Source organism: Mycolicibacterium psychrotolerans (genome assembly GCF_010729305.1).
Lineage (GTDB): Bacteria > Actinomycetota > Actinomycetes > Mycobacteriales > Mycobacteriaceae > Mycobacterium > Mycobacterium psychrotolerans.
Genome location: NZ_AP022574.1, coordinates 728061 through 743557 on the forward strand (window position 1 = coordinate 728061; position 15497 = coordinate 743557).

Below are 15497 nucleotides of genomic sequence, written 5' to 3' on the forward strand. Positions count from 1 at the left end.
GTGACGAAAGTTGACACTGTGCCTACTGGGATTAATGTTGTCTCTCCGACCAGGGTCGTCGACCCACCTTCGAGAGGAGCCGCTGGTGCCGACTCCTGTCGCAAACATTCGCCGCGCGCTGTCCGGCGTCGCCGCCGCGGTGGTGTGCGCGGTGGTCGCGGCCGGGGTCACCGCACCGGCCGCCGCCGCGGCGAGCGCACGCGAGCTCCTCGCCGGCGCGATCGCCAACACCAAGGGCTCGTATCTGGTCTACAACTTCGGCGGCGGATTCCCCGCGCCGATGCTCGACGCCGGAGGTCGCTGGTACGAGATGACCAACGGCGGCCGGCTGATGATCATCAAGGCCGCGTCCACCCGGCTGGCCCCGCGGCTGCTCGCCGATTCGCACACCGGGTTCCAGGCCCGCTGCGAACGCGATCCGCGGGCGCGAACCGCCGAGGGCCTGCTCCAGGCCTCGGAGACCTACTCGCCGCTGCAGGCGTGGCAGGTGCTCGGGCAGCCGACGATCGCGATCAACGCCAACTTCTTCGACGTCCGCGGTCAGCAGGGCGGCTCGTGGAAGTCCACCGGGTGCAGCTCGCCGTTGGGCGCCTACGTCGACAACACCCGCAACCTGGGCCGCACCAACGCCGCGGTCACCGGCACGCTGGCCTACGCGGGCAAGCAGGGACTCTCGGGCGGCAACGAGAACTGGATGGTGCTCTCGACGATGATCCTTCCGGTGCAGGGCGCGCCGTTCGTCGTCCCGCCCCGCAGCGAGGACGACTTCGACGCGGCCTCGCCGGTGATCGCAGACCTGTTGGACAAGGGCACGCGGTTCGTCGCCGTCGCCGGTCTTCCCCTGCTGGCCCCCGGCGACACCGGCCAGATGAACGACCCCGGCCCGAGTGCGGCCCGCACCGCGATCGCCTATGTCCGCGACCGCGACGAGATGTACGTCTTCTCCGGCGGCAGCTACACCCCCGACCAGATCCAGGACCTGTTCCGCGGGCTGGGCAGCGATACGGCGATCCTGCTCGACGGCGGCGGGTCCTCGGCGATCGTGCTGCGCCGCGACACCGGCGGCATGTGGGCGGGCGCGGGCTCCCCGCAGGGCTCCTGCGACACGATGGCGGTGCTGTGCGATTCGCACGAGCGGGCACAGCCCGCCTGGCTCGCGTTCAACTAGAGCGCGCCGCGCGCCGCCGCGTGGGTCTGGTCGACGTAGCCCGCGCCGAACAGCACGACGTGGGCCAGCAGCGGGTAGAGCTGGTGCAGGCCGACCCGGCCCCGCCAGCCGTCGGCCAGCGGCCGCACGCTCTGGTAGCCGTCGAGCACGGCGTCGAGGTGCGGACAGCCGAACAGCGCGAGCATCGCCAGATCGGTCTCCCGGTGGCCGCCGTGGGCGGCCGGGTCGATGAGCACCACGCCGTCGGGCGTCCACATCACGTTGCCGCTCCACAGGTCGCCGTGCAACCGACTGGGCTGTTCGGCGGGGTCGTCGAAATCGCCTGCAAGACAACGGGAGATGACAGCCTGCACCGCCTCGCGGGTGGCCGCGTCCAGACGCACAGCGGCACGCTCGGCCATCGGCGCGAGCCGGCGAGTCGCGTAGAACCGGCCCCACGACGCGTCCCGGTCGTAGCTCATCGGCAGCGGCCGGCCGAGCGGGCCGAAGAATCCGGCCGGCGCCGTCCAGCCCTGCGGGGGCGCGCCGAAGCCGTCGGCACCCGCGGCGTGGGTGCGGGCCAGCCGCGCGCCGAACGCCACCGCGGCGCGCTCGGTCGGCGCGGCCGTCGTCAACCGCTCCAGCGTCAGCGACTGCTCGTCCACCGCCACCACCCGGGCGCACGGCACTCCCCCGTCGGCGGCCGAGAGCCAGTGCAGCCCCGCTGCTTCGCACGCGAAGAAGCCGGCCGGTGCCCGGGCGTCGCGTTTCACGTGGAACACGTCAGCCCTGCTCACCGAACCAGAAGATGGCCGCACTCACGGTGACGATCAGCGCCGCCAGTCCGATGATCGGCGCCACGGCGAACCGCGTCAGCGTCGCACCGACCCCCGCGCCCAGGCACATCGTCGCCACCACGCCGTAGCGCAGCTTCTCCCGGTCACCGGTACCGCCGGCCAGCCGGCTGTCGAAGCCGATCCCGACGATCGTCGACGTCAGCACCGTGGTGGACAACTCCTGGATGCCGAACTGGCGGGCCGTCGCGTTCTGGGCACCGAACGCCACCGCGAGCCCGGCGATCAGGATGAGCTTGCGGTTGTCGTGATAGTCGAGCACCCCGGTACCGGCGAGCACCGCGAGCACGGCCAGCAGCACGGCCTCGGCGCCCAGCGCGGTGACGAGCCAGCGCCGCAGATGGCTCTCCAGGTGGCGCGACAGCCGACCGCCCACGATGGTGCCGAGGACGAAGCCCGCGAACGCGACGACCGCGGCGGTCAGGTCCACGCCGGAGTGCGGGACGAACCAGAACCCCAGGAAGATCACATTGCCGGTCATGTTCGCGACGAACACGTGCCCCAGGATCAGCACGCTGACCGCGTCGATGAGCCCCGTCGTGAAGGTGAGCAGCAGCAGCGCCGTCAGCGTCTGCCGGTACGACACCGGCGAGGGGGGCGCCACCGTCGGTCGGGTCTACAGCTTGGGGGTGAGGTCGAACGAGGTGATGGTCGACATCCGGGTGATCAGCCACTCGCCGCCGTCGCGGGTCATCGTCAGCCGGTAGGACAGGTACCGCAGGGACGGGATGTTCTTGGTGACCGGGCTGGTGGCCACGGAGTTGGTGTAGACCAGCGCGGTCGCCTCGGTCGGCGTGTTGGCCGGCGACACGCTCTCCACCGCGGCGCCCACCACCTCGGTGGTGTTGGTGACCTGCGCCTGCTTGTTCGGTTCGACGATCGCGTCGATGTACTTGCGGTACTCGCCCGCGAAATCGCCGGCCAGGAACTTCGACGCCCGGTCGGCCAGCGTCGGCATGTCGTCGGGGGTGTAGGTCCACAGCGCGGTGATCGCGGCCGTCGCCGTGCGCGCGATCTCGATCTTGGTGGCGTTCAGCGCACGCTGAGCCAGGTAGGGCTGCACCATCGCCCCGGCGAAGGCGCTGCCGCCGACGAACAGCACCGACGCGGCCACCGCCACGCCGATCGTCCGTGCGCCCGCGGGCCGGTGCGGCACCAGGACGACCTCGGCGGGAGGCTCGCTGTCGGCGTCGGTGTCGGTGTCTGCCGATGACGTCGTCGCCGTCGGTGACTCTGCGGCTCGGGCGGCGCGGGCGGCCTTGCCGACGGGCGTTTTCGGCTGGTCCTCGGCGGGCGCCTCGGGTGCCTCGGCTGCGTCGACTGTGTCGTTGTCGGGGGCGGCCACCGTCCGGCGCCGGAAGAACCGGCGGCGGCGCTGCGGTGTCTCCTCGAGGGTGTCGCCGGTCGAGGTGACGGCCTCGTCGTCGGTGGTCAGATCACCTGAACCAGGTTGCTGATCTTCCACTGCTGTCCTTCCTTGATCGTCGTGGCGATCCAGCGACTCCCACTCTCGATCGTCGTCTTGCCGTCCGGCGACTTCGAGGTCACCTTGGTCGCGATCAGGACGTCGGCGCTGCCGTCGTCGTTCCACCGCTGCACGCCGGCCTCCAGCACCGCACCGGTCGTGGGTTCGGCCTGGGCCACCTGGAGCAGGATCGCGTTCTGCTTCTCCTTGAAGTTCTTGGCGAACTCGCCGGTGGCCTGCGCGGCGATCCGGTCGGTGTAGGCGTTGGCGTTGAACGGGTCCAGGCTGGTGTAGGTCGTCATGAACTCGCGGGCGTAGCCCAGGGCGGCCGCCTCGGTGAGCGACTGCCGACGATCCGACTCGTGCCGGACGAGCATGAACGTGCTGGCCGTCAGTGCCGCCGCGACGACGAGCGCCGCGACGACCGACACCGCGGCCAGCCCCCACCGCCGCGGTGGGCGCGGGGTGCGGGTGAAGTAGTCGGCGGCGGTGTCGTCGACCCTGCGGCGCGGACTCACTGCCGCGCCTGGTTCATTTGCGGCTTCTTCAGCACCGTCAGGTTCGCGACCTTCCACTGGCCGTCGGACGACCGGTCGAAGTCCACCCGCACCGTCGCGGTGATGAACTTCAGGTCCTTGGGATCGTCGCCACGCTGCCCCTGCATCGCCATCAGCATGGACACCTGATCCGGCGTCACCGGCGGGTTCGTCAGCACCGCGCTGCTCACCGCCCAGTACTCGTTGGACGTCACGCCCGCCTTCTGGGCGGCCTGCTGCTGCGCGATCAACTGCGCACGGTAGCCGTCGGTGGTCAGGCCCTGCGCGCGGGCGAAGTCGGAAGGCATCGTGTCGGCGCCGTAGCTGAGCATCTGCTCGACGATCCGCGGCCCCTGCTCGGCGATCTGCGCTTTCGCCGCGTCGACGGCGCGCTCATGCCGGTACACGGCGAGGTAACCGAGGCCCGCGGCCGCGGCGCACAGCAGCGCCACCGCGATCAGGAACACGGCCACCAACCGGCGCATGTCGCGGCGGGGCCGCGCGACGCGCAGCACCTCGGTGCGGGCCAGCAGGTCGGCGAAGGTGCGGCGGCGCCGGTCCCACAGCGGCCACAACCATCCGACGAAGACCGCCAGCGTGTCCACCAGGTGGGCCAGTTCGCGCAGGGTCAACCGGGCGATGCCGACGGGTGCGCCGCTGCGGTCGCGCACCGCGATGCCGCACACCGCGCGGCCCAGCGTCCATCCGGTCGCGGCGGGTGCCACCAATCGGTTGAACGCCATCGCGAACAGCGCCGCCGCCCCCGCCCCGGTGAACACCCAGCGCGCCCAACCGTCGGCGGGCGACGCCAGCGCCAGCAGCGCCATCGTCGCGCCCACGGCGGCGCCGGGCACGATGTCGACCGCGAACGCGCCCGCCCGCGTCGCCCAGGACGCCGGCGTCGGATCCGGCGCGGCGTCCTCGGCTCGCGACGCGGAGATCGGGAGGACGACCGTCACGAGGTGACCTGGTCCAGCTTGGCGATCCGGTAGCGGCCCTCGTCGAAGGCCATCGTGGCGCGCAACCGGTAACCGACCTGCTGGTCGGCCGCCTCGGAGTTGGTGATCTTCACCCGCACCGCGACCAGCACGCTGATCGACCCGTCGTCGTTGTGGCGCTCGACCGCGGCGCGCAGGTCGTCGACGGCGACCCGAGCGTTGGCCGCCTGGTACGCCTCGGCGACCACGCTGCTGAACAGTCCGGCCTGCACGCCGAAGTCGCCGGTCGAGCAGTCGAGGATCTTGGATTGCGCGGCGGTCATTGCCGCGGTGTCGGGAGCCTGGGTGGCCGCCACGCACTCCTTGGCGGCCGCGAGCGCCGCGTCGTCGCTGCGCGCGATCGCCGCACCCCGCTGGTCGGCACGCAGCGCGAAGTATCCCCCGGCCACTGCTCCGCCGGTGAGCAGAACCAGCACCAGGGTCAGCGCAGCGATCCAGCCGGCGCCCAGCCGGGACGGCCGGCGCGGATCGGTCGGTTCTTCGACGGACGTGGTCTCCGGCGCCTCGGATTCCTGCCCGCCGGTGTCGATCCCCGGGTCGCTTCGCTCCTGCCCGCCGGTCTCGTCAGTATCGATGGGGGGGTTCAGCCGGCTGGTGCCAGCATCTCCTTCCATCCGTCGTCTCCTGGGTTCGTCGAATTCGTGACGTTGTATCGCACACCGTCAGGCCCCACCACTTCACCGCTCTGTGGGCTGTACGCCGCGGTGGAGCCGGGCGGGCCCTGTGCGGGAGTGTAGATGCACGGGTTGGGCTGTTGACCGCTGCAGCTGACGGTACCCGAGCCTGGTGCGCTGATCGGGTCGCTGACCGGCGCGGTACTCGGCACGGGCGGCAACTTGTCGGCGGGCAACGGGTTGGTCCCGTTGTTGATCGACGGCGCCGGGATCACCCGGCCGGGGTCGACACCCTGGTCACACCGGGCGCCGGGCGCCGGGCAGGACAGGATCTGGTTCGGGTCGCCGTACCAGGGGTTGGTGCCCAGCGGGACGTAGGGCTCGGTGCTGTGGCACTCGCGCGGCGTGGCCGCCCGCTTGCCCGGCACATCGGCGCACGGATAGTTGCGCGCGCCGCGCACCACGTTGCCCTGGTAGTCCTTCGGAATCTTGCAGTAGGTGCCCGACGGTAGCGGCGCCATGCTGGTGTCGGCAGGCGAACGCCACTCCGAGGCCGGCAGGAAGCCGGTCAGGCACGGCGGCGGCAGGTTGATCGACAGACCGAAGTGCAACAGACCCTCGTTCTCGAAGATCGTGCCGGCCTGCGACAGTGCCGCGCCCTGGGGCAGGATCACCAGCGCCTGCTCGAGGCCCTTGTTGTAGCGCTTGAGCATGTCGATCACCACGGACAGGTTCGCCAGTGTCTGGGGCAGCGAGTCGCGGACGTCGTTGAACACCGTCGACACCTGATCCAGCGTCGGCGCGGCCTGCTGCAGGCCGCTGCGCAGCGCGGCGTCCTGCTCGGCCGTCTGCCCGGCGATGACGTTCAGGTTGCGCGACCACTGGCCGATCGCATCCCCCGACTGCACCTGGCTGTCGAGGATCGGCGCCGAGTTCGCGATGATGTCGTTGACCTGCGGCAGGTTGTCGCGGAACCCCTCGGCCAGGTTGGTGGTCGATTCGACGAGCCGCTGCAGCGACGGGCCCAGACCGCCGACCGCCGCCGAGGTCTCGGTCAGCAGTGAGTCGATCTTCTCCTTCGGCAGCACCGCAAGACCGCGGTTGGCCGCGTCGAGCGCGGGACCGACCTCGGCCGGCACCGTGCTCTTGGTGATCGTCTGACCGGGGCTGAGGTACTGCTTGGTGTCGGCGGCGGGCACCAGGTCGAGGTACTGCTCGCCGATCGCCGAGACCGAGTGCACCTCGGCGGTCACATCGACCGGGATCTTGAAGTCTTTGCTGATGCTCATCGTCGCCCTGGCGCCGTTCTCGGTCGGCTCGACCTCGGTCACCTTGCCGATCTGGGTGCCGCGATAGGTCACGTTGCCGGTGGCGTAGAGCCCGCCCGAGCGGGGCAGCTGCGCGTACAGCGTGTACTGCCCGACGCCGGCGAGGCTCGGCAGCCGCAGGTAGTACAGCCCCAGCACCGCGACCGCGGCGACCGTGAGGATCGTGAAGATGACCAGCTGGATCTTGATGAACCGGGTCAACATCGCTCACTCACCCCTTTCCACCAGCGGTCCGCCCGGCACGTCGTGCGGGTTCGGCGTGAACCGCACATCCGGGATCATCGTGTTCGGGTCGCGGCCCCACGACTGCTCCAGCGCCCGCAGCATGCCCGAGACGCCCGTGCCGCTCAGGAAGCCGTTGTCGATGGCCGACAGCGTCAGGTCCACCAGCAGCGAGACGTTGATGTAGTCGCCGCGCACCACCTTCGGCACGTTCTCGATGCTGAACGGCGCGGTGAACAGCAGCTTGAGCGCGCCGAGCGTGTACGGCCCGGCCTTGCCCAGCTCGCGCAGCGGCCGCTGCAGGTTCGCCAGGTTGGTGTTCAGGTCACCGCTGGCGGGCGCCAGCGCGTCGTCGGCCGCATTGCTGATCCGGCCCAGCGCCTGCACCGCGTCGGCGAACAGATCACGGGTGTCGGCGAAATGCTTGATCAGCGGCGGGAACTCGGTGAGCACCTGATCGAGCGTGTCGTTGCGCTGCTCGACGATCGACAGCAACCGGTTCGTCGAATCGATCGCGCGGGTGATGTCGTCGCGCTGCTTGTTCAGCTCGTCGGTGAACGTGTCCAGCTTGCCCAGGAAGTCGCGGATCTGGTCGGACCGGCCGTTGAGGACGTTGAAGATCTCCGACTGGATGGTCTCCAGGTTTGACACGCCACCGCCGGTGAGGATCGAAGCGATGCTGGCCAGCACCCGCTCGGTGGTCGGGAACGCCGAGGCGTTCTTCAGCGGGATGGTGTCACCGGTCTCGAGCTTCTGCGGCGACGGGTCCGGCGGCGGGTCGAGTTGGACGTGCTGGGAGCCCAGCAGGCTGGTCTGACCGATCTTGGCCAGCGTGTTGACCGGCAACTGCACGGACTTGTCCAGATCCAGCGTCAGCGTGGCGACCCAGTTCTTCAGCTCGATGGAGCGGACCCGTCCGACGTACACGTCGGAGACCCGCACCCGGCTGTTCACGTTGAGCGCCAACGTGTCCGGCATCTGCACGTAGATCGTCGTGTGGTCCGGGCCGGTGCCGGGGCCACCCGGCAGCGGCACGTTCGCGATGCCCTTCCACGAGCCGCACGACGTCAGCACCATGGCGGCGGCCCCGAGCGCCACCGCCCGTTGCCCGAACTTCGCCATGCTTCTCACGGTCGGCCTCCCGCCTCAGCCGGCAACAACGGACCCGACGGCGCCGCGGGCGCGGGCGCGGACGCGGCCGGCGGTGCGGCCGGTGCGATCGCGCCGAGCGGATCGCCCGGGGTGACACCCGGTGCCGGACCCGGCGGCGGCCCCGGCTGGGGATACCACGGCGGCGGCAGCGGGGTGTTCTCGCTGTACGCATTCGGCGGCCCGGGCAGCCTGCCGTTGTTGACGCCGAACGCCGGGGGTGCCGGCGGCGCGACGATGTCGGGCCCGCCCATCAACTCGGCCAGCGATTCCGGGGTCAGCATGTTCTGGGTGAACGGCTGCACGTCGACACCCTGCATACCGGGCGCGACCACCCAGCCGGGCTCGTGGTTGCCGTGGGAGAACAGCGTGTCCCGCGAGAAGATGCCCGGCACGGTGGTGTCCTTGTATCCCGGCGGCGGCTGCAGCCGTGGCTCGGAGTACGCGATCTGCTTGGGCAGCGTCATCGCCGGGTGCAGCTGGTTGACGCCGAACGGCAGGTAGTTGAACTTGATCGCGTCGAGGATCGGGCCAAGGTACTGCGCGCACAACTCCGAGGACTCCTGGTAGCCCAGCCGGCTGCCCGCCTGGATCGCGCTGCAGATGAACTGCATCGGGTTGGCGAAGTTGTTGATCACCGGCAGACCGACGATGCCGCCCGCATTCGGCGCGGAGATGTTGACGACGTTCGCGCCCAGGTTCGGGAACACGTGCAGGCCGGTCTCCAGACCGTCGCGGGGCTCCGGCTGCAGGATCGCGTTGGTGACGTCGGCCAGGTTATTGATGTCGTGCGTCAGCACCTCACCGTTCTTGCCGATGAAATCCCTTGTGGTGGAGAGCAATTGGTTGAGATCCTGCAACGCGTCGGCGACCTCGCGGTCGGTGTTGGTGAACGCGTTGGTGAACTTCGCCAGGTCGTTGTTGAGCGCCACGAACTGCTGATCGCTCTTGTAGAGCGCGTTGACGAACAGCGCGAGGCTCTTGACGACGCTGAAGAGGTCGCCGCGACCTTCGTTGAGCGCGTACAGCGCTTCCGAGAGGCCCTTGAGCGTCTTGTTCAGCTGCTCGCCCTTGCCCGCGAACCCGTCGGCGGCGGACTCGATGATGTCACCGAAGGGGCCCTTGGGCTGTTCGGGCGTCGGCCCGAGGTCGGTGAGCAACCGGTCCAGTGAATCGCGCAGGTCGTCGTACTCGACCGGCACCTGGGTGCGGTCGAGGTTGATGACCGCGCCGTTCTCCATGACCGGCCCGCCGGTGTAGGGCGGGGCGAGCTGGACGGTGCGCGACGCGACCAGGCTCGGGTTGAGGATGGAGGCGGTGGCGTTGGCCGGGACCTTGAACTTCTTCTGATAGTTGAAGGTCACCTTCATCTTGTCGCCGTCGGGTTCGATCTTCTCGATCTTGCCGACCTGCACGCCCATGATCTGCACCTTGTCCCCGGGATACAGCGCCAGGGTCTGGGTGAAGTAGGCGGTGACGGTGTTGGTGGTCAACCGCTTGTAGGCGTTCCAGCCCAGGAACGCGGCCACGATCGCACCGATCAGCACGAGGGTGCCGACCACCAGAGCCGCCCGGGACACGCCGGGCCGCTTGAGGTTTCGCACGTTGAAGATCGTCGACATCTAGCTCTGCACCCCCCTTATCCTTGTGAGCCCGGCGGGAGGAACGGCGGGTTGCCCGGCAGCGGAGCCGAATCGGCCGGCGGCAGCTGCGGACCCGGTCCTGGCGGCGGCGGCGGACCGGTCAGGGCCGGTGGCAGCGGCGCGATGCCCGGCGTGAAGTCGGGCGCCGAGGGCTGCGGTGACAGCGGAACCGTCCGCGCACCGGGCGGGGCAGGCGGCAACGGCGGCATGGCACCCGGCACGTTCGGCGAGAGCTGACCCGGGATCGCGGCGGCCGGCACACCCGGTCCGGGCAGCGGTCCGGTCGGGTTCGGCGCCGACGTCGCGACGTTGGGGCCCTGGCCCTCGTAGTTCGGCCCATACGGATTGTCGCCGAACGGCCCGACCGACAGACCCGCGCACGGCAGCGGGTTTCCGGGCCGGGGCAGCCCGTCCGCCGGCGGGGTGTACGAGCATGGCGAGCCCTTCAGCACGGCCGGACCGGGATTCTCGGGCGTGCCCTCGATCGGAGTCGGGGCCGGCGGCGGCGCGCCGTTTTCGAACCCGGTGCCGTTGGGATCGGGGAACCGGAACGCGGGCAGACCGGCGTTGCGCCAGAACTCCTCCGGGTTGATGCCGCGCTTCTTGAACGCGGCGTCGACGAACGGCTGCAGGATCCAGTACGGGGCCAGGTTGACGAGCATCACCTTGAAGAAGGGACCGGACGCGATGGCCTCCCCCAGGGAGGCGGTGAACTTCGACAGCGTGGTCAGCACATCGACCAGATCGAACTTGCGCTCGTTGAGCACGTCGCTGATCGTGCGCAGCTGCTCGAGGGTGCGGTTCAGGTTGGGGTTGTCGTCGATGAAACCCTTGACCTGGGTGGAGAACTTGTCGACCCGCTCGAGCAGCTGGCTCACCGCGTAGTTGCGCTCGTTGACCGCGGCCAGCAGGGTCTGGGCGTTGACGAACAGCTGGTTGATCTGCTCGCTGCGGTTGCCGAGCACCCCGGCCACCCGGTTGGCGTTGGCCAGCAGCTGCTTGATCTGGTCGTCGCGCTTGCCGATGGTGTCGGAGAACCGGGCCACCCCGTCGAGCGCCGCGCTCAGGTGCGGGTAGGTCTGGTCGATGGTCTGGCTCAGCACGTTGAGCGATTCCTTGACCGTCTTGGTGTCCCAGCCCGACGCGGAGTTGCTCAGGTCGAAGAACGCGTCGTAGATCTGGTACGGCGTCGAGGTCTGCCCCAGCGGCAGCGTCCCGTTGGCGCGCAACGGGTCGTCACCGCGCGGCTCGATCTCGATGTTGCGCCGGCCCAGGATCGTGTCGGTGCGGATGGCGGCCCGGCTCTTGGTGCCGATCTCTGTGCCGCTCAGGCCGTACCCGATCACGACCTTGTCGCCGGAGATGTCCAGCGACCGCACCACGCCGACGTCGACGCCCGCGATGCGGACCTTGTCGCCGTTGTTGATGCCGCCGGTGTCGGAGAACTCCGCGTAATAGGTGGGCGTGGCGAACAGCATCGGCACGCTGGCGAAGCTCTGCCCCACTCCGATGACCATGATCAGCAGGATGATGCCCATCATCCCGCTACGGACGCGGCTGGATCCCTCGAGAGCTCTCATTTCGGCGTGCACCTACCCGAGGGCTGACTCCACACCTTGACCGTGCGCACCGGGCCCCCGGGCTGCAGCCCGTTGAGTTTCAGTGTCACGTCGCAGGCGTAGAAGTTGAAGAAGTCACCGTAGACGCCGCCGGCGCGGCCGATGATCTTCAACGCGGTCGGGAGCCGGACGAGCAGGTCATTGAGCTGATCCTTCTGGTCCACCAGCGGCTGCTGGACCACCTCGAGCTTGCTGACGGTCTGCTGCAGCAGCGGCCGGTTGTCGGCCAGCAGGTCGGCGATCGTGCCCGCGGCGTCGCTGATGTCGGCGACCGACGAGGCGATCGGATCGGCCCGGTTCTTCAAGCCGGTGATCAGCGTCTCGAAGTTCTGCACGGTGTCGTCGAACTGCTGCTGGTGCTTGACCACGGTGGCCAGCACGCTGTTGAGGTTGTTGACCACCTCGCCGATGGCCTGGTCGCGGTCGGCCAGGGCCGAGGTCAGCGACGCGGTCTGGTCGAGGATGTCGTTGATCGTGCCGCCCTGTCCCTGGAAAACCGTGACGATCGACTGCGCGATCGTGTTGACCTTGTCCGGGTCCAGCGACTGGAACACCGGTCGGAAACCGCCGATCAGCGCGTCGAGGTCGAGCGCGGGCTCGGTGCGTTCGACCGGGATGGTGCCGCCGGCGGGCAGCTTCTTGTTGCTGTCACCGCGCTTTAGCTCCAGGTAGCGGTCTCCGATGAGGTTGAGGTAGCGGATCGAGGCCGTCGTCTCGTCGAACAGCTCCAGCGAACGGTCCACATCGAAGTCGACGCGCGCCTTGGAGCCGCCGTCGATCAGCTTCACGTCCTTGACCTTGCCGACCTCCACGCCGGAGGCACGGACGAACTGGCCGGAGCGCAGCCCGCTGGTGTTGGTGAAGACCGCCGAGTAGCTGTTGGTCCGGTCGAAGCGCATCTGACCGAACACCACGATGATGATCGCGGTGAACAGCAGCAGCACCAGCGAGAAGGCGCCCAGCTTGATCGCGGTTCCGGTGATTTTCATGGGTTGATCGTGTGCTCCCCGACTTGGCGTCCCCAGACGTACTCGGTGAGGATCGGCTGGCCCAGTTCGATGTGGTTGTACGGGGCGATGGATGCCCCGGTGTCCATCACCAGGTAGGGCGCCGGCCACAGGTCGCGGGTGACCGGCTGCCAGCATCCGGGGCGGCCCTCGGGCCCGCCTTTGGCGTTCACCCGCGGCAGGTTGTCGGGGTAGACGTAGGCGTTGGCCGTGCCGAGCCCGAGCAGTTCGGAGTGCGTGCGCAGCGAGTAGCCGTTGCCGCCCAGCGACGCGGCGATCTTCGGTTCGACGTCGTGGTAGTTGCGGATGGTGCAGAACAGCGCGGGGCTGTACTTGTCGAGCAGCGCGGAGGTGGGCACCAGATCCTTGAGGCCGCGCTGCAGGTAGGGCCCGCCGCGTTCGAAGATGTCGCCGCCGGTGTTGCCGAAGCCGACGGCCGCCATCAGCGCCTGGTCGACGTTGCCCTGCTGCTCGTTGAGCGTGCGCGCGGTGGTCACCGCGTTCTGCAGGCCGTCGAACAGATCGGGCGAGGCGTCGGCGTACACGTCGGCGAGGTCGGCGAGCAGCTGGTTGTCGCGGCGCAGCTGCGGCAGCCGCGGGTTGATCTCGTCGAGGATCTGGTTGCCGTTGACGATGGACTGCCCGAACCGGTCGCCGAGGCCGTCGAGCGCTTGTGCCGTCGCGGTCAGCGTCTGGTTCAGCTTGATCGGGTCGACCTGGCCGGCGACCGATACCACCGTCTCGAACAGCGTGTTGAACTCGGTGGTCACCTTCGTCACGTCGATGATGTCGGAGTCGGTGATCCGCTTCGGGGACGGATTCTCGGGCGACGAGAACGACACGTACTTGTTGCCGAACACCGTGGTGGCACTGATGTCGGCGTTGACGTTCTGCGGGATCAGGTCGAGGTACTTGGGGTCGACCTCGAGGATGATCTTGGCGCGCGGGTCGCCGCCGACGGTGACCTGCTCGACCTCGCCCACCCGGCCGATCTCCACGCCGTTGTAGGTGACCTTGGAGCCGGGGTCCATCGACAGACCCGACCGGGCGGCCATCATCGTCAGCTGGGTGCGCGGCAGGAAGTCGCCGCGGAACTGCAGGAAGACCAGGACCAGCACGATGATGGTCAGCACGGCCAGCAGGAGGCCGGCCAGCTTGTAGGGCGGCTTGCGCTCGTCGTTCACGGGTGCCGTCATCGCGCTACACCGTCAGGTTGAAGTTCGGGTCGACGCCGTACAGCGCCAACGAGGCGAACAGGACCACACAGACGATCGCGATCAGGGACGCGCGCATCGACCGGCCGACCGCCTCGCCGACGCCCACTGGGCCGCCGCTGGCGTAGAAGCCGTAGTAGCAGTGATTCAGCATGACGATCACGGAGATGATGACGGCCTGCACAAAGGACCAGAACACGTCGTCGGGTCGCAGGAAGGTCCGGAAGTAGTGCTCGTAGGTACCGGTCGACTGGCCGTAGAACAGCGTCGTCGTGACCTGAGCCGACAGGAAGCTCATGATGATCGCCATCGCGTAGAGCGGGATGATCACGATGAACCCCGCCACAATGCGCGTGGACACCAGGTAGGAGATCGACTTGATACCCATCACCTCGAGGGCGTCGATCTCCTCGCTGATCCGCATGGCGCCCAGCTCGGCGGTGGCGCCGGCGCCGACCGTGGCGGCCAGCGCCTGACCGGCCACCACGGGCGCGGCGATGCGTACGTTGATCAGCGCCGCGAAGAACCCGGTGAACGCCTCCACACCGATGTTGCCCAGGGACGCGAAGCCCTGGATCGCCACCAGAGACGAACCGGACAGCGTGACGAAGCCGACGATCGCGACGGTGCCGCCGATGACGGCCATCGCGCCGGTGCCCATGCCGATCTCTGCGATCAGGCGCAGCATCTCCTTGCGGTAAAAGCGCACCGCATGCCCGATGGAGCCGACGGCGGTGACGACGAACCAGGCGATGTGCCCCATCGAGTCCAAGCCGCGGCCGGGCGCACCGGCCAGCTTCTGGGCGGCCGCGGCACCCCGGGGGAACCGTGACCGCAGAACGGCAGCAGTCGACATGTCAGCTCCCCGTTCCGAATTTGACACCGATGGTGGTCAGCACGACGTTGACCGCGAACAGCGCGATGACGCACAGCACCAGCGTCTCGTTCACCGCGGTGCCGACGCCTTTCGCGCCTCCGGCGCATGTCAGGCCGCGGTAGCAGCCGACCAGTCCGGCGATCAGGCCGAACGTCAGGGCCTTGATCAGCGAGATCAGCACCTCGGGCAGGCCGGTGACCAGAGTGAGCGTGGATACGTAGGCGCCGGCGGACACGTTCTGCAGGTACACGCCGAAGATGAAGCCACCGACCAGGCCGATCGTGATGACGGCGCCGTTGAGGAGCATCGCGACGAACGTCGAGGCGATCACGCGGGGCACCACCAGCCGGTGGATCGGGTCGATGCCCAGCACCTCCAGCGCGTCGATCTCCTCGCGGATCGTGCGGGCGCCGAGGTCGGCGCAGATGGCCGTGGACCCCGCGCCGGCGACGACGAGCACCGTCACCAGGGGGCCCAGCTGGGTGACCGCGCCCAGCGCCGCGCCCGCGCCGGAGATGTCGGCCGCGCCGAACTCGGTCAGCAGGATGTTGAGCGTGAAGATCAGCAGCACGGTCAGCGGGATGGACACGGCGACGGTGGGCAGGAAGGCGACCCGCAGCAGGAACCAGCTCTGCAGGATGAACTCGCGCCACTGGAACGGCGGCCGCAGAAGAGCCTTGCCCACCAGAACGCACATCCGGACGAAACCACCGACGGCCACCAGTCCAGGTCGGACTTGATCGCGCACGTAGCCGGTCAGGTTGGAAGTGGTGGTCACCGCAGCCCTCTCGCGACGAATCCGTCACTGGTGTAGCGCACCGGCA

The 15497-nt window shown here is 69.0% G+C and carries 15 protein-coding genes; 1 reads left to right on the top strand and 14 read right to left on the bottom strand.

The genetic code is table 11. The features are described from left to right. The first annotated feature begins 85 nt into the window (after nucleotides 1-85). On the top strand, nucleotides 86-1168 hold the full coding sequence (locus G6N45_RS03615) for a phosphodiester glycosidase family protein (RefSeq protein WP_179965268.1): 1083 nt from the start codon (nucleotides 86-88) through the stop codon (nucleotides 1166-1168). Here the strand turns inward: G6N45_RS03615 and G6N45_RS03620 are convergent. From G6N45_RS03620 to G6N45_RS03685, 14 genes are read right to left on the bottom strand one after another with little or no spacing between them, the layout of a single operon-like run. Next, entirely contained in the window at nucleotides 1165-1944 is a 780-nt protein-coding gene (locus G6N45_RS03620; protein ID WP_407664276.1) for a fructosamine kinase family protein, read from the bottom strand. The two genes, G6N45_RS03615 and G6N45_RS03620, sit on opposite strands and share 4 nt — an antisense overlap. Continuing rightward, entirely contained in the window at nucleotides 1931-2605 is a 675-nt protein-coding gene (locus tag G6N45_RS03625) for a YoaK family protein (protein WP_163720446.1), read from the bottom strand. Before G6N45_RS03625 ends, G6N45_RS03620 begins: the two co-directional genes overlap by 14 nt. A 12-nt stretch (nucleotides 2606-2617) precedes the next feature. Continuing rightward, nucleotides 2618-3466 (bottom strand): mammalian cell entry protein, encoded by an 849-nt coding sequence (locus G6N45_RS03630; protein WP_163720447.1) that lies wholly within the window; start codon nucleotides 3464-3466, stop codon nucleotides 2618-2620. Continuing rightward, nucleotides 3433-3984, bottom strand: coding sequence for an Rv1363c family protein (locus G6N45_RS03635; protein ID WP_163720448.1), 552 nt, complete (start codon nucleotides 3982-3984; stop codon nucleotides 3433-3435). Before G6N45_RS03635 ends, G6N45_RS03630 begins: the two co-directional genes overlap by 34 nt. Then, entirely contained in the window at nucleotides 3981-4961 is a 981-nt protein-coding gene (locus tag G6N45_RS03640; protein WP_163720449.1) for an RDD family protein, read from the bottom strand. Before G6N45_RS03640 ends, G6N45_RS03635 begins: the two co-directional genes overlap by 4 nt. After that, on the bottom strand, nucleotides 4958-5614 hold the full coding sequence (locus G6N45_RS03645; RefSeq protein WP_163720450.1) for an Rv1363c family protein: 657 nt from the start codon (nucleotides 5612-5614) through the stop codon (nucleotides 4958-4960). Before G6N45_RS03645 ends, G6N45_RS03640 begins: the two co-directional genes overlap by 4 nt. After that, entirely contained in the window at nucleotides 5584-7146 is a 1563-nt protein-coding gene (locus G6N45_RS03650) for a virulence factor Mce family protein (protein WP_163720451.1), read from the bottom strand. The genes G6N45_RS03645 and G6N45_RS03650 overlap by 31 nt, the downstream gene beginning before the upstream one ends. Nucleotides 7147-7149: 3 nt before the next feature. Next, a complete protein-coding gene (locus tag G6N45_RS03655) occupies nucleotides 7150-8286 on the bottom strand; it encodes a virulence factor Mce family protein (protein ID WP_163720452.1) in 1137 nt (378 codons plus the stop codon). A gap of 5 nt (nucleotides 8287-8291) precedes the next feature. After that, nucleotides 8292-9935, bottom strand: a complete 1644-nt coding sequence (locus tag G6N45_RS03660) for a virulence factor Mce family protein (RefSeq protein WP_163720453.1) — start codon at nucleotides 9933-9935, stop codon at nucleotides 8292-8294. Nucleotides 9936-9952: 17 nt separating this feature from the next. Next, nucleotides 9953-11536 (bottom strand): virulence factor Mce family protein, encoded by a 1584-nt coding sequence (locus G6N45_RS03665; RefSeq protein ID WP_163720454.1) that lies wholly within the window; start codon nucleotides 11534-11536, stop codon nucleotides 9953-9955. Continuing rightward, nucleotides 11533-12564, bottom strand: coding sequence for a virulence factor Mce family protein (locus G6N45_RS03670; protein ID WP_163720455.1), 1032 nt, complete (start codon nucleotides 12562-12564; stop codon nucleotides 11533-11535). The genes G6N45_RS03665 and G6N45_RS03670 overlap by 4 nt, the downstream gene beginning before the upstream one ends. Further along, nucleotides 12561-13778 carry an MCE family protein gene (locus tag G6N45_RS03675; RefSeq protein WP_163720456.1) on the bottom strand — a complete coding sequence of 406 codons (1218 nt, stop codon included), beginning with the start codon at nucleotides 13776-13778 and terminating at the stop codon, nucleotides 12561-12563. The genes G6N45_RS03670 and G6N45_RS03675 overlap by 4 nt, the downstream gene beginning before the upstream one ends. Before the next feature lie 4 nt (nucleotides 13779-13782). Continuing rightward, nucleotides 13783-14652, bottom strand: coding sequence for an MlaE family ABC transporter permease (locus G6N45_RS03680; protein WP_057150003.1), 870 nt, complete (start codon nucleotides 14650-14652; stop codon nucleotides 13783-13785). A gap of 1 nt (nucleotide 14653) precedes the next feature. Then, entirely contained in the window at nucleotides 14654-15451 is a 798-nt protein-coding gene (locus G6N45_RS03685; RefSeq protein WP_163720457.1) for an MlaE family ABC transporter permease, read from the bottom strand. Between the last annotated feature and the right edge of the window lie 46 nt (nucleotides 15452-15497).